The organism is Herbaspirillum sp. NPDC087042, from assembly GCF_044745245.1.
In the GTDB taxonomy this organism is placed as follows: Bacteria; Pseudomonadota; Gammaproteobacteria; order Burkholderiales; family Burkholderiaceae_D; genus Herbaspirillum.
Genome location: NZ_JBIUZW010000022.1, coordinates 1 through 26,191, shown reverse-complemented (window position 1 = coordinate 26,191; position 26,191 = coordinate 1). Strand labels below are relative to the sequence as shown.

Here is a 26,191-nt window from a genome sequence, read left to right as displayed (position 1 = left end):
TGTAAAAAGAAAAAGCCCCGAATCACATTCGGGGCTTTTTCATGTCGGAAGCGGCTGTGCCGGCAGCTTACTTGGCGGCGGCGTCGGCGGCTGGAGCGGCGGCGCCATCGGCGGCAGCGGTCGGGGCCTTCACTTCAGGTTCCTTGAACTTGGCGCCAGACTGGTTGGCCATGTAGACCACGGTGCGCTGGATTTCCACGTCGTCCAGGTCAGGATTGCCTCCCTTGGCCGGCATGGCGCGCAGGCCGTTGATGGCATGCGAGACCAGGGTGTCGTAGCCTTCGGCGATACGGGCTTGCCAGGCGGCGGCGTCGCCGACCTTGGGGGCACCTGCGACACCGGCGCTATGGCAGGCCGAGCAGGTGGTCTTGAAGACTTCTTCGCCCGAGAGCAGTTGCTTGGGGCCATTGGCATCACGGAAGGTGAAACCATCGTCGGAGACCGGCTTGATGCGGGCCGCGATGGCCTCGGGTGCCTGGCTGTCGGAGCCAGCCCCGGTTTTTTGGCCGTTGGTCACATACTGGACCAGCAGCACGATACAGATGATAGGGACCAGAAAACCTGCGACTACTGCTGCGATCAATTGCTTGGGAGTCTTGATGGCAGACTCGTGTTCATGCTGAGCAGAGCTCATTGGCGTCCCTCCGTAATGGTTCCTCGAAATTGGGGCGGAAAACGTCGCTTCCCTTTGTATCGCCTGGGCATTGCGTGGAACTAGGATCAGGCAGGGCTTTCATTGCGCTCTCTCGCCGAACTCTTGATTATAGTCACAATGCTTTCCGTTTGACACGGAAAAACCGCCAGCGCCATGGACGTCCTGTCGGAAAGGCGGTATCCTTCAGGCCTTTCCGGGGTTCGCCCCGATTCAGCGCGGCTGTAGCTCAGTGGATAGAGTATTGGCCTCCGAAGCCAAGGGTCGTGGGTTCGATCCCCGCCAGCCGCGCCACCTTCCTTTCACCGCCCCTCGCTTGTGAGAAGGGAACCATAAGTTTGCCGTTTGGCAGCCCTATGCTTCCAAACTACTCTGGCAAAAATATGCTTCCACCTCTGCCGAGGTGCTGCGACCGCATAACTTAATCCTGTTCACAGACAAAGCAAGTCAACGCAATTAACTAAATTGCAACGCATTCCGTTGGGAAAGATTATGCTGTTATTTCAATTAATATGCCTTGCGCAATATCAATTGGGGCATCGGACTTGTTTCTATAGTCACAAATGAAAAACGGTCCATCGAGTGGGCTGTTTCCATATTTCGTTTGTCTTGTGGGGGGGGACCTTTACCCAAAGGATTGGCTCGCTTGTTCTCAAGCGCGATGAAGAGTCGATGATTCAGCGGGCGGATTTGACGAATTCCAGAATTGCGGTCACTGCATATTGCAGCGCTAGCTAAGTCATGAGGTGCAGCAGGCGATGATGCCGGTGAAGTCGGCCAGGCCGATTTGATCGATATCCTTCTGCAATTCGGCCATACGCGCGGTGCTATAGCTTGCCGTTGACGTACAGCGCAACGCCACAGGAATCGTAGCCGCGGTATCCGAGGCGCTTTCCGCCTTCGAACAGGATGGACCGTAAAATTATATTTCTTATCGGGTTTCTAAGCTTGCAGAGCTCAATGCTGAATATCTGATGAAACTTGAACCCGACGACCTGGATCGCCGCATCCTGAATGTGCTGTAAACAGATGCCAGCCAGACCAACCACCAGTTGTCGGAGTCGGTGCATGCCTTGCCGCCGACTTGCTTGCGCCAGGTCAAGCGTCTGACCGAAGCGGGGTGATTGCGCGCCACGTGGCCCAGCAGGGATTTGCCAGCTAACGGATGCAGCACCTTGGGCAGTGCCGATTGCATGCGTTTTCCCATGCCGGTGACGAGGATGACAATGTTCATGTAAGAGCGTGTAGGGAGCGAAACGAAAGCAGAAAATCTAGCATGCAGACGGCCATTGGCCTCGCCCTTGTCCAAATGCAAAGGTGAAGGTCATTTCCGCGTGTGCTTGGTCTTTTGCGTGGCCGGGCGGCACTTATGATGACAGTCTGTACGGAATGGGCCTGATGTATCGGGCGCCGCGCACAGATTGCAAATTGGCATCATTTTGATGGATCGGTGGCCATGGTAGCAGGCAACGAGAACGGATTCCGGCCGGGCCGGAGCATCCATGGAAGCAGTGAATGAAAATTCTATTGTTGAATGACGAGTTTTACACCACCGGCGCCAGCGCCGCGATGCTGCGGCTGGCCGAGCGGCTGGTACGGAATCACGAGGTGTACGTCATGCCGCGCATCGAGGGCGAAGGTGAGATCAAGAAGAAGTTCGAAGCGCTGGGCATTCCTATGGTCAAGAACATCGGCAGCGCCGATGTGGTGGTGGCCAATACTCTGACGGCCGGCGCGCATGTGGCCCAAGCCAGACTGGATACCAGCGCATTGTCTGCATTGGCACGATCGAGTCGCGCAAGCGCATGGAATACACCATCCTGGCGGTCAATGCCGTGGACGCCGACCTGCGCAACGTCATCGAATGCGTCTTCATCGGTAAATACCTGCAGTTCTCGGACGGTGCGCGCCAGTTGGCCGAAGCGATGCCGGATCGCTACCGTTTCTTGGGCAAGCAGCCCAATGAGGAGGCGCTGCGCTACCTGGCATCGGTCGATGCCTACGTGTTGGCCAGCTACAGCGAACCGCAGTCGCTCACGCTCTGGAAGTCCTTTGAGCTGGATCTTCCGGTCTGCTTGTCCTACCTGGAAACTTATCGGCACATCGGCTTGCGCCATGCACAGAATGTCATGATGCATCCGATGGGCAATCTTGAAATTCTGTCTTCCAACCTGCGTATGATGTTGACCAGTGGCGATATGCGGCGCAGCGTTACGCGCGGGCAAGAGATTGTTGCTCAATCATCTGGCCAGCGACTGGGCCGATGAATTCGAGCGCATCATTTAGCGGGCGCAGATGCAGGCTGAGATCAAGAAATCGGGCTATTGATTGTGGTTATGAAATGGCCGGAAGCTGTTTCGCCGTTGCGACGAACTAGGCTGGGCTCATATAGAGTTTTTAATTGCAAAATAAGCTAATTGTGGGAAAGAGGGACGGTAAAAGAATATGAATCCAATTTACTTGCATTTGGGTTGTGGAACGAAAAAATTTCCAGGGTTTGTCAATATCGACCTGGACACACCCGGCGCGGATATGCACCTTGACCTGACCAAGCCGCTGCCCTGGGATCAAAGCAGTGTGACAGGCATCTATAGCGAACACTTTATCGAGCACATCACCCAGGCCCAAGGTATCCGCCTGCTCATGGAATGCCGGCGCGTATTGAAACCGGGAGGCGTGGTGCGGATCGCGACGCCGGACTTGACCGAGATCGTCGATCACTATAAAGATGACTACGTGCATCCGGACTGGATCAATTTCGACATGGATTGGACTGCCAACCGCTGCGAGCGCATGAACATCGCCTTGCGCTGGTGGGGGCACCAATGGGTCTATGACGAAGAAGAACTTATGCGCATCGGCAAACTGGTCGGATTGAACGTGAAGGGGCGCTACAAGTTCGGAGAAAGTTCGGATCCGATGCTCAGCAATCGCGAGTACCGCGCTTCATCGACTCTGATCATTGAGTTCGAGAAACCCCAGCGTCAGGTTGGAGTTGACGAGAATCCGCTGGTAAGCATCGTGATTCCAGCCTACAAACCGCGCTTTTTCAGGGCGGCGCTGGAAAGCGCTGTCAACCAGACCTACCGCAACCTGGACATCTTGATCTGTGACGATTCCGAGGCGAACCACATCGAAGACATCTCGCAGGAGTTTGCCAGCAAGGATGCGCGGGTGCGCTATATGCGCAACCCATTGCGCGGATTGGAGACGGGGCGGGAAAACCACCGGCTATGCGTACGCGAGGCGAAAGCGGATTTCATCAAGTTCCTCAATGACGACGATTTGCTGGCACCGCATTGCGTGGAGCGCTTGCTTAATTGTTTCATCCAGAACCCGGATATCACGCTGGCCACCTCCAAGCGCCAGCGTATTGATGCCAACGGCACTTACCTGGCGGATATTTCGGCCACCCAGGCACCGGTGACCCAGGATTGCATCATCGATGGATTGTCGTTGGGAGTAGGTTTGATTTCAACGCGGCTCAATTTTGTCGGCGAGCCGAGCACAACGATGTTCCGGAAGTCAGAACTGGTTGACGTCTTCCCGGATTTCGGTTCGATCGATCGTCGGAAGATCGACGGCATCTTCGATGTGTCGATCTGGCTCAATCTTCTGACCCACGGCAACGCGGTTTATCTGGTCGAGCCTCTCAGCTTCTTCCGTATTCATGGTGAGCAGGCCCAGGTCGTCTATGCCGATGTCTGCAACGCGGGTTCTGAAAAAGGCTGGGCGACTATACGCTACGCTTGGCAGCGGTTAGGTTTGCTGCAGTGATTTCCGACTGTGCGAGGGGGCGAGAATTACCGTTTCCCCTTCGTGCACATCAGGAAGATGCTGGAGCAGAGGTCGGGGTAGACCTGGCCCAGCTTATAGCATCCTTCTAGATATTCGCGAGAAATGATGTCGGTGCCGAGCAGGCGATCCCACTGGAAGTTGGCCAGTGCCTTGAAGAAGATTCCCGAGCGATGTGCCACGTTGAGCCCGGCTGCAGTGGCATCGCGTTCCAGTGTATCGAGCGTGTAGGTGCAGCGATGCCCGTGCTCGGCTTCCGCTGGTGTCACTGCGGCATTGTGCGAGATCAGTCCCATCTTGACGGCGATCTGTCGTGAGGGTGCATTCGCGTTGGGGCAAGCAAGGAAGAAGCGCCCATCGTCGGAGAGCCACTCGTCGTTGATCCTGCGCAGGACGGCGACAGGGTCATCCAGGTGCTCTAGTACATGGGTGAGGACGATATTGTCGTATTTCCTATCGAGGGAAACCGTTTCGAACATGTCGTGAATGAAGTGGACTTTCCCGCCCAGCGTCGCGCGGGCCTCATCGATCGCCTCGCCGGAAGCCTCGATGCAGGTGACATCATCGAAGTGAGGCAGGAAATGTCTTGTGAAATTGCCTTTGTAGCTGCCGAGCTCGAGCAGACTGCCTTCTTTGAAGAATGGTGCGAAGGAGCGCAGCATGAACGGGTGCATGACGTCGAAATCGAAGCTGTACGCATACTTTTCATGCACCGCATTCGTCTGGTCGTCCAGTTCTTTGTTGAAGTCTCTGAGGTCGGTCATATCAATCGTTTCGGTAAGGGGTGACGGGAGCGGATTCAGTCGTCCGGATCGAGTACGGCAAGACCGAATCCCGTCTTTCCAAAGTCATTGCCGTTATACATCAAATACACTTTTCCATGGCGTTGGAAGATGTAGGGATACGTTTGCATCTGAGAATCCCAGCCATCTTCGGAAACGTCGATGCCGACTTGCGCGTCGTCGCGAATCCAGGTGATGAGGTCGTCAGAATAGGCATAGCCGATACGGTACGCCTTGCTGTGGTCCGTGCGAAATCCGACGGCTTCCCGATAGCAGAAAAACATGTGATGACGGCCGTTGAAAAAGGCTACCGTCGGCAATGCCTGGCATTCATCGGCGTTGAGTTTGTCGGCGACGATCTGGCGGTTGTCCCTGGTCCATGCGATGCCGTCAGAGGATATGGCATGACCGATCTTGTAGACGCGATCTGGAGGCGTATCCGGGCCCGGTTGGATCCAGCGAATGCCGTAGATGTACCACATATGGTAGGCCTCGCCGTAACGGAGCACGAAGGCGTCCGCCACCAGAAAAGGCTCATGCAGCGATGAGGTCAGCACCGGCCCGGCGCCGTATTTCTGGAAGGTTTCCCCGCCGTCGCGGCTGATCGCCAGACCGATGGAGGCATCGGCCGACACCGAGACCTTTCGGTTCCAGCCGGTGGTGTAGGCAAGTATGCGGTCGCCGTCGCGCAGTACATTCATCGGGAAAATCCCGTGCTCATCGAAGGCGCCCAATTCACCCAGCGCAATGACCTGATCCGCGCATACCTTGCGAATGGTCTTGAGGTCGTCCTCGAAGTCGACGTAGCTGATATGGCTAAGGTATTTCTGTGTCGCATCCAGCTCGCGGGTAGAGAAGTAAACCCGGACGAAATCGTCGAATTGCAGGATCTGCGGCGATTGTGCGAACTCGCGCGCATTGTTGGGCAGCCGGTGCTGTGTCGGGTCGAAGATCTTGCCGAGTTTTTTCCACTTCATTTGGCAGCCTTGTGTCGTCAATTTTGTTCCAGTTGCGCCAGCCCGAAACCGAAGCGGCCGATCTCATTGCCTTGGTAGAGCATATGGAGCCGACCGTCGAGATCGAAGACATGGGGATAGCTGACCGATTCGGCATCCCATCCGGAGTCAGATGCGATCAGCCCAGCCGCCGCATCATCGCGCGTCCAGTTGAGCAGGTCTTGCGAATGGGCATGGCCGATGCGGTAGCCCTTGCCCTGCGCCCGGAAATCGAGCGCGTAGCGGTAGGAGAAGAACATGTGGTATCGGCCGCCATGGAAAAATACGTCCGCCCCGGCCTGGCATTCGTCTTCTTCCAGCAGGCTCTCCAATAGCGGGCGCCCGATCTTGTTCCAATGGATGCCGTCGGCCGATGTCGCCATACGAATCTTGTAGACCGGCTCGGGGCGGCCGGCGGTCTTGACCCATTTTGTACCCGCCGAGTACCAGAGATACCAGATATCGCCAAAGCGTCGAATTTTGGGACTACCCAGCACGAACGGTTCGTCTGGCGAATAAGACAGCACCGGTCCGCCGCCACCGTAGCGCCGGAAACTGTCGCCGCCGTCGGTGCTGATGGCCAGTCCGATGGCCGCATTGAATGGCACCGATTCGCAACGGGTCCAGCCGGCATAGTAAGCGCGGATCTCGTTGCCATGACGAATCGACGATACGGGATAGGTGCCGAATTCGTCGAATTCACCACGTCCGCCCAGCGGCAGGACCGGTTCGGGGGCGATGTGCAGGATGTGGAAGAGGTCGCTCTTGTCCAGGTCGATGTAGGCCATGCGGCTGACATATTGCCCGTTTTCCGGTTTTGGCCGGGAGGAAAAAAATACCCGCAGGCGATCGTCGAAAGCGACCACTGAAGGCGCCTGCGCATATTCATGCATCCAGCCGTTGCCGCCTTGCAGGAGCGGGTTGAACAGCGGGCCTAGCTTTTTCCATTTGAACATGGGTGCTTCCGTCATTTCATCATTGGTCCGGGGTGTCTGCAAGGCGCCGCAAATTGCGTGCGCCGGTCTTCAGGCCGCCGTAATAGTAGTCGTTAAACCCTGCAGCATCCATGAGCGCGAATACCTTCTCGAAATCGTAATGGACGCGGTGCAGCGTGATCTCGCCATCCTCCCATACCGCAAAGGCGGCACGCGGGTCGCCATCGCGCGGCTGGCCCACGGAGCCTGGATTGCAATAGGTCTTTTCGCCGAAGTGCTGCAAGGTCTGGATGTGAGTGTGGCCCGACACGAAGATGCTGCCTTCAATGCGGGCGAAATATTCTTGGCTGGGTTTCAGATATTCGTCGATGGGATCGGCCCAGCCGCCATGTACAAGATGCATGTTCTGCACCCGCAACTGAACCGGAAGAGTTCTCAGCCATTCCATGTTTTCCGTGCGGAACACCTTGCGCTGGTAGACCAGGCAATCGTTGACGCTACGCGAGCGGGGGCAGAAGCCGCCGCTGGCCATGTACCAGTCGTGGTTACCCATGATGGCGGGGATATTGCGTCTTCTCAGTTCTTCGCAGCATTCATTGATCTGCGTATAGTAGCCGACGATATCGCCCAGGCAATAAATCTCCTGTGCTCCCATGGCATCCAGCGCCTTGAGCACTTCGGTCAACGCTTCGTAGTTGCCGTGGATATCAGAGATTAGTCCGATCTTCATAGAAAATAAAATCCTCTGTGTATCTCACCGCCTTGCCCCGGCGGATGGTGGGCTGAACAGGAGCTTGCCCTTCTAAGAGCCAGGCCACCGCCATGTCCGATTCGTTGTAACCGAACGCGGTGCGGATCGAGGTGGAGGAAGAGATCCGCGGATTGATTTCAAGCAATTTGAGCTGGCCGGCATGAAGGCGGAACTGAAAATTCGTCGGTCCCAGCGGCTTGAAGATTGCACACAAGATCCGCAACGCCTCCTCGATGCCGGGCGGCTCCGCTACTTCGGCTTTGTCGGTGAAGCCATCCTTGGACAACTTGCGCCGCAAGGTCATGTAAGCGCGATAGCCACCCTCGCCATCGCAGAATGCGGAGGTAGTGTATTCCTGCTCGTCGTCGCCGACGATGGGTTGGGCCATCAGTATGCCACCCATATCGTTGCGCCAGGCAGCGAAAGACGCAGCATCGGCAACACGTACGATGCCTTTCGAGCCGAAGCCGCGGCGCGGCTTGAGCAGGAAGGGGCTGCCGAAGGTTCCAACAAGGCGGTCGAAATCGTTCTCCAGGGAGCTGTCGATGGTGTACTGCGGGGCCTGCGCACGCAGCACTTCATAGAATTTCCACTTGTCGCGGCACAATTGAACCAGACTGGTGCGGTTGAGCAGGATGCGGCACCCGGCGCCTTCAATTTCGGCGGCGTGCTGCTCCCATGTGTACATATCGATTTCGATACCGGGAATGATGAGATCAATCTCGTGCCTGGCGATGGTGTCCTTGAGCCAGGTCAGGTAGTCGGGCGCAGCGGTCGGCGGCGCCTGTTCGAAAACGTCGCAGAAACCGGGCGCGACCGAATCGTCGTACATGGCAGTGCCGATCAGGGTCAGTTTCCGGCCGCTGCTGCGCAAGCTCTTGAGTACGCCATAACCGACAATGCCGCTGGCGCCAGACACGAGGATCTTCTTCATATCGGCAATGTCCAGGACGAGGCGATGTCAAGGATTCCTGCCTGCATCGAGATGCCGGGCTGGAATTGCAGTTTCTCGTACAGATCCGAACCCGGAGCAGAACGGCCCGCTGGGATCACATCGTCCGCAATATTTGGCTTGTCTGGGAGGAAACGTATGCGCCTTGGTTGGCCGAAGGCATCAAACGCCAGCGCAGCGATTTCCGAACACGAGACCGGAGTCGCTGGAAGGCAATCATACCTTCCAGCGATGCGATGCCGGACGACCAGCGCAATGATTTGCGCGATGTCGTTGATATGCAGGAACCAGCGGCGCGCGTCGTTGCTGCCGTAAATGGAAATTTCTTCACCCCGCTGGGCTTGCTCGAGCAATCGGTAGAGGAAGGGCTGATGACGGCGAAATCCTTCCCCCTTGCCATACAGGCGTGCCGGTCGCAAGACGGTCAGCGCCAAGTTGCCTGTGGCACAACTAAGTTCGGCCAATTCGTCGGCATGTCGCTTGGATAGGGAGTAGGGGCCGAAAAACGGAGAGTCCGCCTGCAGATCGGCAAACATGCTGGAAATTTGCACGATATGGCCAACGCCCGCTTCAATGGCAGCCTGGCATAGCCGTAGCGTACCGATGGCGTTGGTCGAGGCGGCTGCCAGGATATCGGCCTGGGTGTTGCCGCCGAAATGCGCAGCGGTATTGATGACGACATCGGTGCCGGCGGGAATGGCGATCGATTCGGCGCGCTGTTCGAGATCCAGGTGGACATCGGCACCGCTGCGGCCTGCGGTCGTCACTTCACCCATGCTTTCCAGCAGGGGAATCAGGGTGTGGGCGACCGAGGAGGTGGCGCCGACGATGAGCATTTTCATGTGCAAGCCCGGATCTGCGACAGGATGCCGCAGCTCAGTTCGGGATAGTCGATACCGATCTGGCACATAGCATCCAGCACGCCTTTCTCCAGATGCAGCGATTGCAATTGCTGGCTGGTGAGCGGCTTGAGGAAGATCCCTTCCATGTTTTCCACCGCATAGCCAGCGGCGGCCACATCGTTGCGCAGCGAATCGACAGTGTAGTAGCGTTTGTGCCCGAGCAGGAGATCGTAGTCGGACAGTTTGGCGATGTCCGGCAGCATACCCATTGCTTGCCCGAAGCGGCGGTTGAGCACTTCGGCGTTGGGGACGGCGATGAACATCTGGCCGCCAGGTTTCAGGAATTTTCCGAAGCGCTTCATGATGTCGACCGGGTCGTCTACGTGCTCGAGGATGAAGCCCATGACGATCAGGTCGAAGCGTTCTTCGGTGTCGAAAGTCTCGAAATAGGTTTCCACTAGCTCTGCCTTGCATGCGGGATAGAGTTTGCGGAAATTGTCGATGACTGCGCTCGATCCCTCCAGGACCACATGGCGTTCGAAGTTTTGTGAAAACAGGTTAGTGCTGAAACCGTGGCCCAGCCCCAGCTCAAGGATCGTGCCTCGGTTACCGGCTAGGGAAACAATGCGCTGGGGATACCAATTGAGCAGAATCTCGTTGTCGAAATCGAAAGGGCTTTTCCTTTCATAGGCCGCAACGTAGTTGTCCAGAAGATTTGTCATGATGTCTTACTCGTCTCTGTAGTCAGATAAGATCATATTCCCGATTCAGGTGCTGCTTGATGCTCTCGGCGCCGTTGAACATGAGGGCATCAATGATGGACAGCGAAGGGACGAAGTTCCCACCGAATTGTTGGTATTGCAAAGGGTGCGGCCGGAGGAATTCCAGCTTGAGCCCGTGCGCGGCAAAGGTGGTTTTGTCGTACAGATCGATGCCGCCCATAGGATTGATATAGGCGTCGGCGTCGGCCGCGCGGCAATAGGCGATGACCTTGTCCTGCCCCTTCAAGCCGGGTGCGATCTCCAGCGTGGACGATACGACAATGGGTGTAGCGATGCCCAGGCAGGCGCACACCGCTTTGACAGAGTGGTGGATGAAGCCGAACAGGTTGCTTTCGTCGCTGGCCATGATTTCCTCGAGCAGGGCCGAGCCCTGGTCGAAAAAAGGCGCCTTGCGGTAAGCCTCGCGGAACTGGTTGAGGAACTTGGCCTTGTTGAAATCCGGGGCGATGCGCCGCTCTCGAACGTCGAGATAGTCGGACGCCTGCGTCAGCGGTAGCGAGAACATCGCATCGGCGCTGTTGCGCAGGAAGCGGTTGCGGTTGATCCAGCCCTTTTTCGTGTATTCGATGTTGTCGTAGATGACAAATAGATCCGCGGCTTCGATCAACTGGAAATAACCGAAGTACGGCAGAAAATAAGGCTGCATCACCGCGATTTTCATGGTCGCCTCGATGCGCTTCTAATGATGTCCACCACGCGGTCTTGGTCCTCCTCGGTCAGGGACGGATAGATAGGCAGAGCGAGGATACGACGTGTCATCTCGGTGGCCACCGGTAGGTTGTCGCCCGGCGCGGATGGCAGGTGGCTGTAGGCTGGGAATTCGGAAATTAACGGATAGAAGTAGCGCCGTGCATAGACTTCGCTGGCGCGCATGCGCTGATAAAGCTCATCTCGGTCGATCGGGAAGCCGGGGTTGATGAGGATGGGGAAGTAGGCGTGGTTCCACTGCGTTTGTTCCGGCGGCAGCAGGCAGCTCACATGGGCCACGTCCCTCAGCAGCTCGCGATAACGCTGGTCGACCCGCTGGCGTTCGGCGAAGATGCTGTCGAGGTATTGCATTTGCAGCAATCCCATGGCGGCGTTGACCTCGCTCATCTTCGCATTGATGCCGGGTAAGGCAATGGTGGTTTCGTCGATCGAGCCGAAGTTCTTGAGCTGATCGATTTTGAGTTTGGTCGCCGCATCCCGGGAAATGATGGCGCCGCCCTCGAAGGTATTGAAAACCTTGGTTGCATGGAAGCTCAGCACCGCCAAGTCGCCATGCGCCAGCAGCCCTTGAGAGCGGTAGCGCACGCCGAAGGCGTGGGCTGCATCGTAGATCACCTTTAATCCGTGTTTGTCGGCGATCTTCTGAATTGCCTCCACTTTGCAGGGATAGCCGTAGCAATGAACGGGAAGGATGGCCTTTGTGTGTTCGGTGATGGCCGCTTCGATCTTGGCCGGGTCCAATGTGAGATGGTCGGGCTCGATGTCAACGAAAACCGGGGTGAGCCGGTTCCAATGCAACGCATGGGTGGTTGCCACGAAGGAATATGGCGTGGTGATAACTTCGCCGGCAATTTCCAGTGCCTGTAGCGCGGTAATCAGCGCCAGCGTGCCATTGGAAAACAGAGAGACGTGTTCGACGCCGAGGTATTGCGCCAGCCGTTGTTCCAGCTCCTCATGGAACGGGCCGCCGTTGGTCAGGATCTGGTTGTGCCAGATCTTTTCAAGATAATGGTTGAATTCTTCGAGTGGCGGCAAGAAGGGGCGCGTGACATAGACGGGTTTTTTATTGTCCTTGGTCATGGATGTGCTGCTCCGGATTGCGCCGCCGACGCGAGTCGGCCATAGGTCTGGTCGTACAGGAATGCCTTCGAATGCAGGTCGAAGCTTTCCTGAACTTCTTTCTGCGCGGCTTCAGCCAGTGCGCGGCGTTGCTCGGGCTGTTCGATCAGTGCGGTAATGGCATCCAGCCATTCGACCCCGGAATTGCCCAGCAACAGACCGGTGTGGCGGTGTTTTACCACTTCGTTATATACCGAAACATCGCTGAACACCGAGGCAATACCGGCAGCCGAATAATCCAGCCACTTGATATAGCTCTTGCACTGGTTGTACTCATCCGCGGCCAGCGGGATCAGGGCAATATCCCAGTTCCATTGGCGCAGTTGCGCCGCATAGTCCACATACTGGTGAACAAATGGACGGAAGGTCGCCAAGGGATGGTCGATCCAGCCCTTGGGGCATTCCCAGCCAACAAAATCGATGTGCAGGCGTTCCCCATAACGCCCCACCAGCGCGCGCAGCGCTTCGTCGACCAGCGCGAAGTTGGATGGCTGGATCGATGAGCCGAGCAGGCCGATATTGATCTTCCCATGGCCGCTCTCCTGCGGCACCGGGCGGTAGAACATATCGAAATCGATATAGTTGGGCAGCACATGCACCGCTGGATTGAGGCCGCGATACTTGCCCGCCAGGAATTCGGTCGAGACTACTACCGCTTTGGCATGTTTCACGGCGTATTCAATGCCTTCTTTCCAGCTTGCGCCTTGCTGTGCTTCCGGGTGGTCGTACGGAATGTCGTTGAGCAGGTCATCCGACTCGTAGACGACCGGCACGTTCAAGGTGAAGATGGCTTGCAGCGTCTGTAGTGACATCAACCCCGGCGTGAAGCGATGCAGCACGATTAGGTCAGCATGATCCAGTGCATCGGTTTGTAACTTGCCGTTGTTGATGCCCCAGACCAGCTCCCAGTCGTCCTGCAAGTGGGTGAACGGACGGATCAGGCGGATCTGCGGGCAAGGGCTCCAGGTCGATTCCACCGAATAGACGACTATGCGTTTCCTGCGCTTGACCGGGGCCGCCGCCGCGGTGCTGGACATGGGTTGCGCCACCGGAGTGGTTTTGAGTCCCGGCATCAACGGGGGAGCCGGCGGGGGTAGAGTGCCCCCCTCCGCCGCTGGATTAAAGCGGCGCTGACTGGCATTGATAAAGGTTTGCAATTGATCAACGAACGCCGCTTTGCCTTGCGCATAGGCGTCGTTGGCCAACGGTGTTGCCAGTAGCGGTATGCTGGCGCCAGCCAGCCCGGTGCGCCACGCCACTTGCATCTCTGCTGAAGTTTGCACGCTGGTCGGCGCTAGCAAATAGCGCACGATGTGGTTCGCGCCCAGCGGATTGTCAGTGATGCTGCCGGGATAGACGACGATGGGAGGGCGTCCGGCGCGCAGGTGGGCTTCGATGCGATCCTGCGTCAAGCGCGGTGTGAACAGCGCGCCATTGCCTTCTTCGGTAACATAGGCTTCTTCGCCCGCCAGATTGAGCGCGTGGCACAGATGGTGCAGCGCATGTGCCTCGTCCGTATTCGCGGCGTAGGCCGGGCCATGGATGTAATAAGGGAAGTTGAGGCGGGCGAACAGATCTTGTTTCATGTGCTACTCGGGTGGCCGGGTTTGCGAGGCAGTATAGCAGTGCGTTTTGGCCGTGGATTGGACGAATTGGCGGTAAAGATGGCGACAAATCGTCGGATCGGGCCGATTCCGCCGAGGCCGCAAAAAGACAAATTGGAACCGATAAACCGTGCAGACCGGCGGATATCCTGCTGGCAAAGCCGGTAACATATCTTCTTCGCCGGAGGGCATCCATTAGCTGATGGAAACGCTTTCCGCGTGGCCGCGCCAGGTAGGCAAGGCCGCTCACCATTCAGTGTTAGGGGCAGAAATTGAAAGTCGTCATTCTTGCAGGCGGCCTGGGTACGCGGCTCGGGGAAGAAACCGATGTACGTCCGAAACCCATGGTCGAAATCGGTGGCAAGCCCATCCTGTGGCACATCATGAAGGGCTATTCGCAGCACGGCTTCAATGAGTTCGTGATCCTGCTGGGCTACAAGGGTTACCTGATCAAGGAATTCTTCGCCAACTACTTCCTGCACCAGGGCGATGTCACCATCGACCTGGCCGACAACAAGGTCGAGGTGCACCGCAACAAGTCCGAGCCCTGGAAGGTCACGCTGGTCGAGACCGGCCTGCATACCCAGACCGGTGGCCGCCTGCTGGCGGCGCGCGACTATCTCAAGGACGATGATTTCATGCTGACCTATGGCGATGGCGTCTCCGATGTCGACGTCACCGCGCTGGTACAGCATCACCGCGCCCAGCAGGCCCTGGTGACCATGACCACGGTGCAGCCGGAGGCGCGCTTTGGCATGGTGCAGACCGACGAGGCCGGCCTGATCCGCGATTTCCGCGAAAAGCCGCCGGGCGACCTGGGCTGGATCAACGGTGGCTTCATGGTGTGCCGCCAGGGCGTGTTCGACTACCTCAAGGAAGGCGAGGCCACCATCTTCGAACGCGCCCCGCTGGAGCAGATCGCCGGCGACGGCAAGCTCTTGAACTGGCCGCACCATGGTTTCTGGAAGTGCATGGACACGCTGCGCGACAAGATCCAGTTGAACCAGATGTGGGACCAGGGACAGGCACGATGGAAGACCTGGGACTGATGAGCCCGGCCGGGATGCTGCCATGAACCTGCGCATTGAGCCCACCGGCATTGCCGGTGCGGTGCTGGTCTCCAGCGTGCGCCGGGGCGATGCCCGCGGCAGTTTCGCGCGCTGGTTCTGCGACGACGAACTGGCGGACGTGCTGGAGGGTAGCCGCATCGTGCAGGTCAACAATTCGGTCACCGCCGAGCTCGGCAGCGTGCGGGGCATGCACTTCCAGCATGCACCCCATGCCGAGAAGAAGCTCATCCGCTGCCTCGCCGGTCGCGTCTTCGATGTGGTGCTGGACCTGCGCGCGGGCTCGCCCACTTTCCTGCAATGGCGTGGCGTCGAACTGGCCGCCGGTGACGATCGCGCCCTGCTCATTCCCGAGGGCTGCGCCCATGGCTTCCAGGTACTGGAAGAAGACGCTGCCCTGCTGTACCTGCATACCGCCGCGTATGCGCCGCACGCCGAGGGCGGCGTGCGCCACGATGATCCGCGTGCCGCCATTGCCTGGCCGCTGCCGCCGCGCAACCTGTCGCCACGCGATCTCCAGCATCCGCTGCTGGCCCCCGATTTCGATGGAATTCCGCTATGAAATGCCGCCACTGCCAGACCGAACTGCATGACACCTTCATCGACCTGGGCTTCTCGCCGCCCTCCAACGCCTACCTGACGGAAGAGGCGCTGCGCCGGCCCGAGACCACCTATCCACTCAAGGTGATGGTGTGCCGCCAATGCTGGCTGGTGCAGACCGAGGACTACACCCACTACGACCAGCTCTTCGCCACCGACTACGCCTACTTCTCGTCGACCTCCACGACCTGGCTGCAGCACGCCGAGCGCTATGTGGACATGATCGCCGCGCGCCTGGCGCTGGGTGCGCAATCGCTGGTGGTGGAACTGGCCGCCAATGATGGCTACCTGCTGCAATACGTGCAGCGCAAGGGCATCCCGTGTCTCGGTGTGGAGCCGACCACCAGCACCGCCGATGCGGCGCGCGCCAAGGGTATTCCCATCGTCGAGGAATTCTTCGGCGTGGCCCTGGGACAGCGCCTGCGTGCCAGCCACGGTGCGGCTGACCTGATTGCCGCCAACAACGTGCTGGCCCACGTACCGGATATCAATGACTTCGTCGGTGGTATGGCCGCCTTGCTGGCGCCGGAGGGAACGGTGACCGTCGAATGCCCGCATCTGCTGAACCTGATCGCGCAATCGCAGTTCGATACCATCTATCACGAGCATTTCTCCTACCTGTCGCTGGTGGCGGTGCAGCGCGTGATGCGCGCGCAGGGCTTGCGCATCTATGACGTGGAGGAATTGCCGACCCATGGTGGCAGCCTGCGCATCTATGCCTGCCACGCGGATGCCGCGATCGTCGCCACGCCGGCCGTGGAATCCATGCTGGCGCGCGAACGTGCCTTCGGACTGGAAAGCATCGACGGCTACGCCGGCTTCCAGGCCCGCGCCGAAGAGATCAAGCTGCAATTGCTGGGCTTCCTGCTGGAGCAAAAGCGTGCCGGCAAGAAGGTGCTGGCCTATGGCGCTGCCGCCAAGGGCAATACCCTGTTGAACTACTCCGGCGTGCATCCCGACCTCTTGCCCATGGTGGCCGATGCCGCTCCTTCCAAGCAGGACAAGTACATGCCCGGCAGCCATATCCCCATCGTCTCGCCGCAACGCCTGCTCGATGAGAAGCCCGATGTGGTGCTGATCCTGCCCTGGAACATCAAGGATGAGGTGGCCCAGCAACTGGCCGAGATTCGCAACTGGGGTGGGCGCTTCGCCATCGCGGTGCCGCACCTGCAGGTCTGGTGAGGAGCATGGCGATGAATGTGACCCTGTTCCAGATCAGCGGACCGTCGAATTCGGCCGCACCCGGTTTCCAGCAACTGGTCAGCACCTTGCCTGGCCGCTGGGGTGAGTTCTCGGCGATGCGCCGCTTCTTCCGGGAGCAGCCTATTGATGATGAAAGCTGTTATGGCTTCCTGGCACCGGACTTCGTCGGCCGGACCGGACTGGATGCGGCCGCCGTGGCGGCCTTGGTCCAGTCCCAGCCACAAGCCCAGGCCTGGACCTTCTGCCCCGTGACGCTGGAGGCGTGCGGCCAGCTCAACCTGCTGCTGCAGGGCGAGCAACAGCTGCCGGGATTTGCGCAGACCGCGCAAGCCTTCCTGCACAGCCTGGGGCTGGAGCTGGATGTCGCCCATTTCGTTCCTCGCTGGGAAAACAACGTCCTCAATGGCTTTGTCATCGCCCGGCGCGCCTTCTGGCAGACCTGGTTTGACCTGGCCGAGCGCCTGCACCTGGCTAGCGAGGATCTCGGCAATGCCATGCGCCAGGCCCTTGAGACCGGGGGCGCGGCGGGAGAGCCGGCCAAGGCCTTGCTGGCCGATCGCCTGGCCTCACTGGTGCTGGCGCTGGACCAGCAATTGCAGGTCTGGCATTGCCCGGTGGAGCGCATGCCGGCAGCCCGGCCCTTGGCGCCCGCCGATATCGCCAGCCTCGAACAGTTGCGTACCGCCTATGCGGGCAGTGGCGCGGCGGCGGACCGCCAGCGTTTCGAGGCCGATGTCCGGCGGCTGCAGCAATCATTGCAATCGCAGTCCCCGACGCCGGCGACAGCCTTGCCGTCGGCAGCGGCCATTTCTCTGGACAGCCTGCGCTCCGCCTTGCAGGCAATGGCCGGGACGCCGGCGGCAACAGTTGCTGCAGCTACTCCAGCTGCTCCGGCGATGCCAGCCGCGCCCCTGCAGGCCGACAATGCCGCCGCCCAGGCCGCACGCGGCGAGCTGGTGTTCGGATGCATGACGCACGTGCCTTTGCCGATCAAGTTTCCTGATTATGTGCTGCCCATCTACCTGGGTGAGTCCCAGCATGATGGCGCGCTCAACCTGCGCGACCTGGCGCCCGAGTGGGTCCCCTACCATCCCATCGTGGCTGGCATGCTGGGCAACTTCGCCTTGCGCAGGCTGATCCTGCGCGACTATCCGAAGGTCAAGCGGGTGGGTGTCTGCCTGTATCGCAAGTTCATCTCGCGCGAGCGCATCAGCGGTGTGCCCGCCGAGGACAACTGGATGATGGACGTGGTCTCCGACAAGGAATTCGCGCGCGAAAGCCTGGAGCAGATGATGGAACCGGGCGACCAGGAGTTCCTGGTTGGCAAGACCTGCGGCTTCAATGCCGGTGGCCAGAGCGCCGGTTACCTGTCGCACTACGCGCTGGCCCATCACGCCGAGGACCTGCTGCGTTTCGCGGCCGCCGCCACCGAGCTGGGCGTGTTCGGCAAGAGCGAAGCCGAGCAGTTCTTCAACGAGAAGGTCTTCTTCATGGGGGGCGTGGAAATGGGCGTGTTCCCGGCCGAGTTCTGGCTGCGTGCGGTGGGCCAGATCGAAGCCGTGATCTGGTACTGCGTGCAGCACTACGATACCCGTCGCGAGGGCTACCAGACCCGGGCCTGGGCCTTCTGCGCCGAGCGCCTGGGCAGCTACCTGCTGCTGCGCGAACTGCGCGCGCGCTATGGTGATCCCGGCTACATGCGTTTCTTTGGTCAGTTGAACCTGATCACGCGCGGTGACCAGGTCAAGTACATCCCCAGTCACTAGGATTGCCGTCCATGAAAAAGGCGCCGCCCTCCCTTGCGGGAATAGCGGCGCCTTTTTCGTGGGGCCTCAGTCGGGCAGCAGCTGGCCCTGATCGAGCCGGTAGTGACGGATGATCTGGCGCAGGCAGGCCAGTGCATCGTCGTCCCACTGCGGCAGCGCCAGACCGAAGGTGCGTTCCAGCTTGCCGCAGTCCAGGCGTGAATTGAGCGGGCGCTCGGGCGGTGTCGGATAGGAGGAACTGGGCACCGGCGTGATGTGTTCCAGCCCCTTGAGCTTGACCGCTACCCCCTGCGCCATCAGTTCGCGCGCAATCAGCGAGGCATAGCCATGCCAGGAGGTCGCGCCGGCGGCGGTGAGGTGGTAGAGGCCGCTGGTGGCCTGCACTTTCTCGCGGCCACCGTTGGCGCCGGCCAGCATGCGACAGCAGACCGCTGCAATGGTGGAGGCCCAGGTCGGCGCACCGAACTGGTCGCCGACGATGGTATAGCTTTCCTTTTGCTGCGCCAGCCGGATCGCGGTCTTCATGAAGTTGTTGCCGGCCAGGTTGTACACCCAGCTGGTGCGCAGGATCCAGTGTGCCGCGCCGCTGGCAGCAATGGCCAGTTCACCCTCGCGCTTGGTGGCACCGTAGACGTTGAGCGGATGGGTGGGCATGTCTTCGGTGTAGGCGCCCTCATGGCGGCCATCGAACACATAGTCGGTCGAGAAGTGCAGCAGCGCCGCCCCCAGCCTGGCCGCTTCCTCGGCCAGTACGGCCGGTCCCTCGGCATTGATGCGTCGTGCCAGGTCGGGTTCGGATTCGGCCTTGACCACGGCTGTATAGGCCGCCGGATGGATGATCAGGTCGGGTTTGGCTGCGCGCACGGCCTCGCGCAGCGCCAGGGGTTGCGCCACATCCAGTTGCGCACGCGTGGGCGCGATGACCTCGATGCCGCTGGGCATGGCGCGCAGGCGTCGCAGGAACTCGCCACCGACCTGGCCGCTGGCGCCGGTGAGCAGGATGCGCATGGATTTCATGGTGGCTCCTATCAGGACAGGCTCATGACTATTCGAATACCTCGGCCACCTGGAAAGGCGTGCCGCGCTTGTCCTTCTCCGACATGACCGGTTCGCCCTGCAGCTGCCAGTCGATGGCCAGCGCCGGATCGCTCCAGAGGATGGAGCGCTCGTGCTCGGGCATCCAGTAGTCGGTGGTCTTGTAGAGGAACTCGGTATCGTCTTCCAGCACCGAGAAGCCATGCGCGAAACCGGGGGGAATCCACATCTGCAGCTTGTTCTCCTCGCTCAGCACCGAGCTGAACCACTGGCCGAAGGTCGGCGAGCTACGGCGGATGTCGAGTACTACGTCAAGCACCGCGCCGCGGGTCACGCGGACCAGTTTCCCCTGGGCATGCTGGATCTGGTAATGCAGTCCGCGCAGCACGCCGCGCGCGGATTTGGAGTGGTTGTCCTGGACGAAGCGAGCCTCGACCCCGGTCTTTTCCAGGAAGGCACGCTCGTTGAAGCTCTCGTAGAAGAAGCCGCGACTGTCGCCGAACACGCGTGGTTCGATCAGCAGTACGCCGGACAATGAAGTGGTCTTGATTTGCATGGGATGTTAACTTGGTCTTGCCTTAATAGCTCATGTCGGTGAGCAACTGGAGCAGGTATTGGCCATAGGCATTCTTTTTCAGCGGTGCCGCCAGCTTCTCCAGCTGGGCGGCATCGATGTAGCCACGGCGATAGGCGATCTCTTCCGGACAGGCGACCTTCAGGCCCTGGCGCTTTTCGATGGTGGCGATGAACTGGCCTGCTTCCAGCAGCGAATCGTGGGTCCCCGTATCGAGCCAGGCGATGCCGCGTCCCATCAATTCCACCTGCAACTGGTCACGCTCCAGATAGGCCCGGTTGACGTCGGTGATTTCCAGTTCACCGCGCGCCGATGGCTTGATCGAGCGGGCGATGTCGATCACTTGGTTGTCGTAGAAATACAGGCCCGTCACCGCGAAGTTGGATCTGGGTTGCGCCGGTTTTTCCTCGATGCCGATGACGCGGCGCTGGCGGTCGAACTCGACCACGCCATAGCGTTCCGGGTCCTGGACGTGATAGGCGAAGATGGTGGCGCCGTCGGTGCGGGCATTGGCTTCGCGCATGGGAGGTTCCAGGTCGCGACCGTAGAAGATGTTGTCGCCCAGGATCAGCGCCGAGGGATCGTTGCCGATGAAATCACGACCGATCAGGAAGGCCTGCGCCAGCCCGTCCGGCGAGGGTTGCACGGCATAGCGGATGTTCAATCCCCACTGGCTGCCGTCACCCAGCAATTCGGCAAAGCGCGGTGTGTCCTGTGGCGTGGAGATCAGCAGGATGTCACGGATGCCCGCCAGCATCAGGCTAGACAGCGGGTAGTAGACCATCGGCTTGTCGTAGATCGGCATGAGCTGCTTGGATACCACGGTGGTGGCCGGATACAGCCGCGTCCCCGAACCGCCGGCCAGGATGATGCCGCGGCGCTTGCCTGCCTGTGTCGTGTCGCTCATATCAATGCTCCCGGAGGATGGTCGCCATATTGCTTTTGCAGCCAGTTCAGGTAGGCGCCGGAACGCACCTGCGCCACCCAGTCGCCATTGGCCAGGTACCACTGCACGGTCTTGCGGATGCCGCTCTGGAAGGTTTCCGCCGGCTTCCAGCCCAGTTCGCTTTCCAGTTTGCGCGCATCGATGGCATAGCGGCGGTCGTGCCCGGGGCGATCCTTGACGAAGGTGATCAGGCTGCGATAGCTGCCTTCCGCCCGGGGCGAGAGTTCGTCCAGGGTGTCGCACAGCGTATGCACCACATGCAGGTTGGCCTGCTCGTTCCAGCCGCCGATGTTGTAGGTCTGGCCAGGTGTGCCGCGTGCGAGCACCGTGCGGATCGCCGCGCAGTGGTCGGTGACATAGAGCCAGTCACGGATCTGCTGGCCATCACCGTAGATGGGCAGCGGATTGCCGGCCAGGGCATTGGAAATCACCAGCGGGATCAGCTTCTCGGGGAAGTGATAGGGACCGTAGTTGTTGGAGCAATTGGTGGTCAGCGTGGGCAGGCCGTAGGTGTGGTGGAAGGCCCGCACCAGATGATCGGAGGCAGCCTTGGAGGCCGAGTAGGGGCTGTTGGGCGCGTAGGGCGTGGTTTCCGAGAAGGGCGGGTCGGCCGGTTCCAGGCTGCCATAGACTTCGTCGGTGGAGACATGCAGGAAGCGGAAATCGGCCTGCTCGTCCTGCGGCAGCGTCTGCCAGTAGCGCAGCGCCTTGCTGAGCAGGTTGAAAGTACCGTTGACGTTGGTGCGGATGAATTCGTCCGGGCTATGGATGGAGCGGTCCACATGGCTCTCGGCGGCGAAATGCAGGATCGCGCGCGGGCGGTAGCGCGACAGCAGCGTCGCCATGGCGATCTCGTCGCAGATGTCGGCCTGCACGAAGGCATAGCGCGCATCCTCGGCTACCGAAGCCAGGTTGTAGGGGTTGCCGGCGTAGGTCAGCTTGTCGATGTTCAGTACCGGCTCGGCACGGTCATCGCCCAGCCAGTCGAGGATGAAGTTGCTGCCGATGAAGCCGGCACCGCCGGTCACGAAGATCATGGTCGAGGCCCCGCTCAGGCGTTGAAACCGTTGGGATTCATCTGTTGCCAGCGCCAGGAATCGGCGCACATGGCTTCCAGGCCCAGGCGGGCTTGCCAGCCCAGCTTGCGGCGCGCCTCGGCCGGATCGGCGTAGCACGAGGCGATGTCGCCGGGACGGCGGGCCGCGATGGTGTAGGGAACCGGCTTGCCGGAGGCCTGTTCGTAGGCCTTGACCACATCGAGCACGCTGTAGCCGATGCCGGTACCCAGGTTGACCGCGAAGCATTGTGGCTCGCCCAGCGTCTGCAAGGCAGCCAGGTGGCCGGTGGCCAGGTCCACCACGTGGATGAAGTCGCGCACGCCGGTGCCGTCCGGGGTGGGATAGTCGCCGCCCCAGATGCTGAGCTTCTCGCGACGGCCGATGGCGACCTGGGCCACGTAGGGCATGAGGTTGTTGGGAATGCCGCCCGGGTCTTCGCCGATCAGGCCGCTCTCATGCGCGCCCACCGGGTTGAAGTAGCGCAGCAGGCCGATCTTCCAGTCGGGATGGGCGCGGAAATAGTCGCGCAGCATGTCTTCCACCATGATCTTGCTGCGGCCATAGGGATTGCTGGCCGACAGCGGATGCGCTTCGGTCAGCGGCAGGTATTGCGGATCGCCATAGACCGTGGCCGAGGAGCTGAAGACGATGGTCTTCACGCCCGTCGCCTCCATCGCTTCGAGCAGGCGCACGGTACCGACCACGTTGTTGTCGTAGTACTTCAACGGTTGCTCGACCGATTCGCCGACGGCCTTCAGTCCGGCGAAGTGGATCACGGCCTCGCATTTGAATTCGCGCAGCACGCTTTCCAGTTGCTCGCGATTGCGGATGTCGCCCTTGACCAGGAACAGCGGACGACCAGCGATCTTCTGCACGCGCGCCACCGACTCCGGGCTGCTGTTGCTGAAATTGTCGAAGACGATGACTTCATGCCCTGCCTTGAGCAATTCCACGCAGGTGTGCGAGCCGATGTAGCCGGCACCGCCGGTGACGAGGATATTCATAGGGTTCCTGGTTCAGATTTTGCGACAGCGCGATTATGTCAGACTCTGGTAAAAGGCAATCTGGTTCTCGGAGAGCGCGCGCAGGTCTTCATTGTTGAGATAGCCGGCATACCACTGGGCGGTCAGTTCCAGTGCGGTCTGCAGCTCGGTACGTGGCGCCCAGCCCAGTCGCTGGCGTGCCTTGGAAATGTCCAGGCGCAGCAGCGTGGCCTCGTGCGGGGCATTGGCCTGGGGCTCCAGCACGACCTGCGCCGGCTTCACCTCATGCTGTTGCAGCGCGTGGTTGAAGTTGTTGCACAGCTGGCCGACCGATTGCGGATCGTTTTCCGCCGGGCCGAAGTTCCACGCCTCGGCATGTTTGCCCGCCTGCTCGAAGAGCAATTGGCCGATCTGGAGGTAGCCCGACAGCGGCTCCAGCACGAACTGCCAGGGGCGCACCGAGTGCGGGTTGCGGATGCGCAGCGGCGTTTCCTTTTCCAGCGCGCGGATGAAGTCGGGGATCAGGCGGTCGGCGGCAAAGTCGCCGCCACCGATCACGTTACCGGCGCGTACGCTGGCGATGCCGGTCTGGTTGTCGGGATTGCTGGCAAAGAAGGAGCGGCGATAGGCCGAGGTCACCAGTTCAGCCGCGCCCTTGCTGTTGCTATAGGGGTCGTGGCCGCCCATGGGGTCGTCTTCCCGATAACCCCACAGCCATTCGCGGTTCTCGTAGCACTTGTCGCTGGTGACCACCACCACCGAGCGCACGCTGGGCGTGTTGCGCACGGCTTCGAGCAAATGCACGGTGCCCATCACGTTAGTGGCATAGGTGTCGACCGGGGTCTGGTAGGAGTCGCGCACCAGCGCCTGGGCGGCCAGGTGGAACACTACGTCGGGCTGGACCGCGGCCATGGTGTCGGCCAGGTGCTTGGGATCGCGCACGTCGCCGGTGGTGGTCTGCACGCAATTGTGCAGCCGCGCCAGGTGGAACATGCTGGGATTGGTGGGGGCGGGCAGGGAATAACCGCTGACCTTGGCGCCCATCATGTGCAGCCATAAGGTCAGCCAGCTCCCCTTGAAGCCGGTGTGACCGGTGATGAAAACGCGCTTGTCGCGCCAAAAGTGAGCCATCGGCAGCCTCTTACACGGATTGCACGGAGTCGTCTGGCCGCATGGCGGGGTTGGTGCAACGGAGCGGCCATGTGGCGTCGCGCGTCACCCTTGCACGATCCTTGTCATCATTCCTGCCGGCAACCATGCCGCAGGGCATCTGCAGCGACGTCCAGATTAGAGCATGCCGGCCCCGCCGCACAAGCGTGGATCAGCAGGGTTTTTGTTGTTCATTCCCCGGGATGTACAGAATGGCAATAAGCGCCTGGCGCACACTGCGCGAAGATGCCGTATTTTTACTGCATGAATCCCCCTTTTGGCAGCTGCCACAGGATGATCGACTCATTTTTTACATGCCGCGCTGTGTTGCAGCATAAGCCGTCAAAAAGCGAGCTTGGTCATCAGACAACCCCGGTCTTGCTGACACGCTGTCAGCGCATGCGCAGCATGATTGCGAGCGTTTTTGCAGTTGCGGTAAATCATTGAATTTGCGGGATTTTTTTCTGGCCTCTGGCCCCCCTTCTTGAGTAAACTGCGGCTGTCACCGAAATGTCAGCGTTGCCGGCCAGAGGCATGGCAAGCCTGGGTATTTTCAGTGTGAGAATCTAAAAGATGAAGGGGAATGAGGGTAGGGGTGTTGCCGCAAAGGTAACAACCTGGTCCGGGCAAGTTGCAGGCAGCCGCACATGTTTGCTGCGTTGCAAAAAATGGAAGTGGCTGCTTATTTGCCACAACTCGCTGCGAAGTGCCTGAGATAAGCCCTTGATCTGGCTGCAAAAGGTTTGACTAACCGGAAAACCAGCCTTTATAATCGCCGGGCTTTTAAGCTGCCGTCTGCTCGTAAAGAGTGCGGCGCATGCACGAAAATGGATAGATATGCTGCGCATCATTCTCTTGCAGCTCGTCACCACGGTCGTCGCTGCTGTGGTGGCAGGCATGCTGGGGGGACTTCCAGCGCTGTGGTCCGCCTTGCTGGGCGGAATCTGCTGCGTGGTTCCCAATGCCCTGTTTGCCCTGCGACTTTACGTCAGTGCACGTAAGCCCGGTGGTACCAACCCGATGGCGTTTTTCTTCGGGGAATTTATCAAGATTGCTACGACCTTCGCGCTCATGGGCGCGATCGTTTGGTTGTACCACGGTGTCAATTGGCTCGCATTTATGCTGAGCTTCATCGTGGTGCTTAAGAGTTATTTCATTTTACTGTTTAGACACCGACCATGACCGTAGAAGCCGCTGAGCACGCGCCGACAGCCTCCGAATATATCGTCCACCACCTCGGACACCTCTCCACGCATCACCAGACCAAGATCGTCGATTTCTCGATCCTGAACATGGACACCGTTTTCTGGTCCGTGTTCTGCGGCGTGGTTGGCTGCTTCTTGATGTTCCTGGCTGCCCGCAAGGCAACCTCGGGCGTGCCGGGCCGTTTCCAGGCCTTCGTCGAGATGGTTGTTGAAATGGTCGAAGACCAGTCCAAGGCCATCGTCCACGGCGATCGCACCTTCATCGCGCCGGTCGCCCTGACGGTCTTCGTCTGGGTGGCACTGATGAACTCGCTGGACTTCCTGCCGGTCGACCTGGCCTCGGGCCTGATGCGCCTCGTCGGCCTGGGCGAAGCCCACCACCGTATCGTTCCCACCGCCGACCTGAACGGCACCCTGGGCATCGCCCTGGGCGTGCTGGCACTGATGCTGTATTACAGCGTCAAGATCAAGGGCGCTGGTGGCTTCATCCACGAACTGTTTGCAGCACCCTTCGGCATCTGGCTGGCACCTTTCAACCTGCTGCTGAACATCATCGAATTCGCCGCCAAGACCGTGTCCCTGGGCATGCGACTGTTCGGAAACTTGTATTTTTGATATATTTTGTTAGTGCTTATTGTATTGATTGTTTGTAAAGGGATGTGTTTATGTTTGTTGTGGCATTTTATTT

The 26,191-nt window shown here is 59.7% G+C and carries 25 protein-coding genes, 1 tRNA gene and 2 pseudogenes; 10 read left to right on the top strand and 18 right to left on the bottom strand.

Features of this window, described 5'->3' with window-relative positions; translation table 11 throughout:
* Positions 1-67 precede the first annotated feature (67 nt).
* Positions 68-634, bottom strand: a complete 567-nt coding sequence (locus tag ACIPHN_RS23515; protein ID WP_400440943.1) for a c-type cytochrome — start codon at positions 632-634, stop codon at positions 68-70.
* A gap of 236 nt (positions 635-870) precedes the next feature.
* On the opposite strand from ACIPHN_RS23515, the gene ACIPHN_RS23510 reads away from it, so the two are divergent.
* Positions 871-946: transfer RNA gene (locus tag ACIPHN_RS23510), tRNA-Arg, on the top strand.
* 680 nt (positions 947-1,626) lie between these two features.
* Positions 1,627-1,773, top strand: a pseudogene (locus tag ACIPHN_RS23505) (winged helix-turn-helix transcriptional regulator); the annotation flags it as partial.
* 403 nt (positions 1,774-2,176) lie between these two features.
* Here ACIPHN_RS23505 and ACIPHN_RS23500 read toward each other — a convergent pair.
* Positions 2,177-2,392, bottom strand: a complete 216-nt coding sequence (locus ACIPHN_RS23500) for a hypothetical protein (RefSeq protein ID WP_400440940.1) — start codon at positions 2,390-2,392, stop codon at positions 2,177-2,179.
* Between the two features lie 65 nt (positions 2,393-2,457).
* Between ACIPHN_RS23500 and ACIPHN_RS23495 the strand changes: the two genes are divergently transcribed.
* Positions 2,458-2,919 (top strand): hypothetical protein, encoded by a 462-nt coding sequence (locus ACIPHN_RS23495; RefSeq protein ID WP_400440938.1) that lies wholly within the window; start codon positions 2,458-2,460, stop codon positions 2,917-2,919.
* 178 nt (positions 2,920-3,097) lie between these two features.
* Positions 3,098-4,429, top strand: a complete 1,332-nt coding sequence (locus tag ACIPHN_RS23490; RefSeq protein ID WP_400440935.1) for a glycosyltransferase — start codon at positions 3,098-3,100, stop codon at positions 4,427-4,429.
* Positions 4,430-4,455: 26 nt separating this feature from the next.
* Here ACIPHN_RS23490 and ACIPHN_RS23485 read toward each other — a convergent pair whose 3' ends face one another.
* The 10 genes from ACIPHN_RS23485 to ACIPHN_RS23440 are packed head-to-tail and all read right to left on the bottom strand — an operon-like array spanning position 4,456 to position 13,899.
* Complete coding sequence (locus tag ACIPHN_RS23485; protein WP_400440932.1) at positions 4,456-5,211, bottom strand: class I SAM-dependent methyltransferase; 756 nt, start codon at positions 5,209-5,211, stop codon at positions 4,456-4,458.
* Positions 5,212-5,246: 35 nt separating this feature from the next.
* On the bottom strand, positions 5,247-6,206 hold the full coding sequence (locus tag ACIPHN_RS23480) for a hypothetical protein (RefSeq protein ID WP_400440929.1): 960 nt from the start codon (positions 6,204-6,206) through the stop codon (positions 5,247-5,249).
* A 17-nt stretch (positions 6,207-6,223) separates the two neighbouring features.
* Positions 6,224-7,180: a hypothetical protein gene (locus ACIPHN_RS23475; protein WP_400440926.1), complete on the bottom strand. Its 957-nt coding sequence runs from the start codon at positions 7,178-7,180 to the stop codon at positions 6,224-6,226.
* 19 nt (positions 7,181-7,199) lie between these two features.
* Complete coding sequence (locus ACIPHN_RS23470) at positions 7,200-7,889, bottom strand: metallophosphoesterase family protein (RefSeq protein ID WP_400440923.1); 690 nt, start codon at positions 7,887-7,889, stop codon at positions 7,200-7,202.
* Positions 7,867-8,844 (bottom strand): ATP-grasp domain-containing protein, encoded by a 978-nt coding sequence (locus ACIPHN_RS23465; RefSeq protein ID WP_400440921.1) that lies wholly within the window; start codon positions 8,842-8,844, stop codon positions 7,867-7,869. The genes ACIPHN_RS23470 and ACIPHN_RS23465 overlap by 23 nt, the downstream gene beginning before the upstream one ends.
* On the bottom strand, positions 8,841-9,704 hold the full coding sequence (locus ACIPHN_RS23460; RefSeq protein WP_400440918.1) for an NAD-dependent epimerase/dehydratase family protein: 864 nt from the start codon (positions 9,702-9,704) through the stop codon (positions 8,841-8,843). Before ACIPHN_RS23460 ends, ACIPHN_RS23465 begins: the two co-directional genes overlap by 4 nt.
* Entirely contained in the window at positions 9,701-10,426 is a 726-nt protein-coding gene (locus ACIPHN_RS23455; RefSeq protein ID WP_400440915.1) for a class I SAM-dependent methyltransferase, read from the bottom strand. The genes ACIPHN_RS23460 and ACIPHN_RS23455 overlap by 4 nt, the downstream gene beginning before the upstream one ends.
* A gap of 22 nt (positions 10,427-10,448) precedes the next feature.
* Positions 10,449-11,147 (bottom strand): WbqC family protein, encoded by a 699-nt coding sequence (locus ACIPHN_RS23450; protein ID WP_400440912.1) that lies wholly within the window; start codon positions 11,145-11,147, stop codon positions 10,449-10,451.
* Positions 11,144-12,274 carry a DegT/DnrJ/EryC1/StrS family aminotransferase gene (locus ACIPHN_RS23445; RefSeq protein WP_400440909.1) on the bottom strand — a complete coding sequence of 377 codons (1,131 nt, stop codon included), beginning with the start codon at positions 12,272-12,274 and terminating at the stop codon, positions 11,144-11,146. The genes ACIPHN_RS23450 and ACIPHN_RS23445 overlap by 4 nt, the downstream gene beginning before the upstream one ends.
* Entirely contained in the window at positions 12,271-13,899 is a 1,629-nt protein-coding gene (locus ACIPHN_RS23440) for a glycosyltransferase family 4 protein (RefSeq protein ID WP_400440906.1), read from the bottom strand. Before ACIPHN_RS23440 ends, ACIPHN_RS23445 begins: the two co-directional genes overlap by 4 nt.
* A 290-nt stretch (positions 13,900-14,189) precedes the next feature.
* On the opposite strand from ACIPHN_RS23440, the gene rfbF reads away from it, so the two are divergent.
* The 4 genes from rfbF to ACIPHN_RS23420 are packed head-to-tail and all read left to right on the top strand — an operon-like array spanning position 14,190 to position 18,553.
* The gene (rfbF, locus tag ACIPHN_RS23435) at positions 14,190-14,966 is read left to right on the top strand and encodes a glucose-1-phosphate cytidylyltransferase (protein WP_400440903.1); all 777 of its coding nucleotides are present in this window, start codon (positions 14,190-14,192) and stop codon (positions 14,964-14,966) included.
* 22 nt (positions 14,967-14,988) lie between these two features.
* On the top strand, positions 14,989-15,546 hold the full coding sequence (locus tag ACIPHN_RS23430; protein ID WP_400440900.1) for a dTDP-4-dehydrorhamnose 3,5-epimerase family protein: 558 nt from the start codon (positions 14,989-14,991) through the stop codon (positions 15,544-15,546).
* Entirely contained in the window at positions 15,543-16,766 is a 1,224-nt protein-coding gene (locus tag ACIPHN_RS23425) for a methyltransferase domain-containing protein (protein WP_400440897.1), read from the top strand. The genes ACIPHN_RS23430 and ACIPHN_RS23425 overlap by 4 nt, the downstream gene beginning before the upstream one ends.
* An 11-nt stretch (positions 16,767-16,777) precedes the next feature.
* Positions 16,778-18,553 carry a hypothetical protein gene (locus ACIPHN_RS23420; protein WP_400440894.1) on the top strand — a complete coding sequence of 592 codons (1,776 nt, stop codon included), beginning with the start codon at positions 16,778-16,780 and terminating at the stop codon, positions 18,551-18,553.
* 66 nt (positions 18,554-18,619) lie between these two features.
* Here the strand turns inward: ACIPHN_RS23420 and rfbD are convergent, their stop codons facing one another.
* The 6 genes from rfbD to rfbG are packed head-to-tail and all read right to left on the bottom strand — an operon-like array spanning position 18,620 to position 24,280.
* The gene (gene rfbD, locus ACIPHN_RS23415; RefSeq protein WP_400440891.1) at positions 18,620-19,570 is read right to left on the bottom strand and encodes a dTDP-4-dehydrorhamnose reductase; all 951 of its coding nucleotides are present in this window, start codon (positions 19,568-19,570) and stop codon (positions 18,620-18,622) included.
* A gap of 28 nt (positions 19,571-19,598) precedes the next feature.
* Positions 19,599-20,144 carry a dTDP-4-dehydrorhamnose 3,5-epimerase gene (gene rfbC / locus ACIPHN_RS23410; protein WP_400440888.1) on the bottom strand — a complete coding sequence of 182 codons (546 nt, stop codon included), beginning with the start codon at positions 20,142-20,144 and terminating at the stop codon, positions 19,599-19,601.
* A gap of 22 nt (positions 20,145-20,166) precedes the next feature.
* Entirely contained in the window at positions 20,167-21,069 is a 903-nt protein-coding gene (rfbA, locus tag ACIPHN_RS23405) for a glucose-1-phosphate thymidylyltransferase RfbA (RefSeq protein ID WP_400440885.1), read from the bottom strand.
* Positions 21,066-22,145 carry a dTDP-glucose 4,6-dehydratase gene (rfbB, locus tag ACIPHN_RS23400; protein ID WP_400440883.1) on the bottom strand — a complete coding sequence of 360 codons (1,080 nt, stop codon included), beginning with the start codon at positions 22,143-22,145 and terminating at the stop codon, positions 21,066-21,068. The genes rfbA and rfbB overlap by 4 nt, the downstream gene beginning before the upstream one ends.
* Positions 22,146-22,159: 14 nt before the next feature.
* Positions 22,160-23,170 (bottom strand): UDP-glucose 4-epimerase GalE, encoded by a 1,011-nt coding sequence (gene galE / locus ACIPHN_RS23395; protein ID WP_400440880.1) that lies wholly within the window; start codon positions 23,168-23,170, stop codon positions 22,160-22,162.
* Positions 23,171-23,203: 33 nt separating this feature from the next.
* Entirely contained in the window at positions 23,204-24,280 is a 1,077-nt protein-coding gene (gene rfbG / locus ACIPHN_RS23390) for a CDP-glucose 4,6-dehydratase (protein WP_400440877.1), read from the bottom strand.
* Between the two features lie 855 nt (positions 24,281-25,135).
* On the opposite strand from rfbG, the gene ACIPHN_RS23385 reads away from it, so the two are divergent.
* Both ACIPHN_RS23385 and atpB read left to right on the top strand, forming a co-directional pair.
* Positions 25,136-25,480, top strand: coding sequence for an ATP synthase subunit I (locus ACIPHN_RS23385; protein ID WP_198982871.1), 345 nt, complete (start codon positions 25,136-25,138; stop codon positions 25,478-25,480).
* A pseudogene (gene atpB / locus ACIPHN_RS23380) lies at positions 25,477-26,112 on the top strand (F0F1 ATP synthase subunit A); the annotation flags it as partial. The gene ACIPHN_RS23385 and the pseudogene atpB, both read left to right, overlap by 4 nt.
* Positions 26,113-26,191 lie beyond the last annotated feature (79 nt).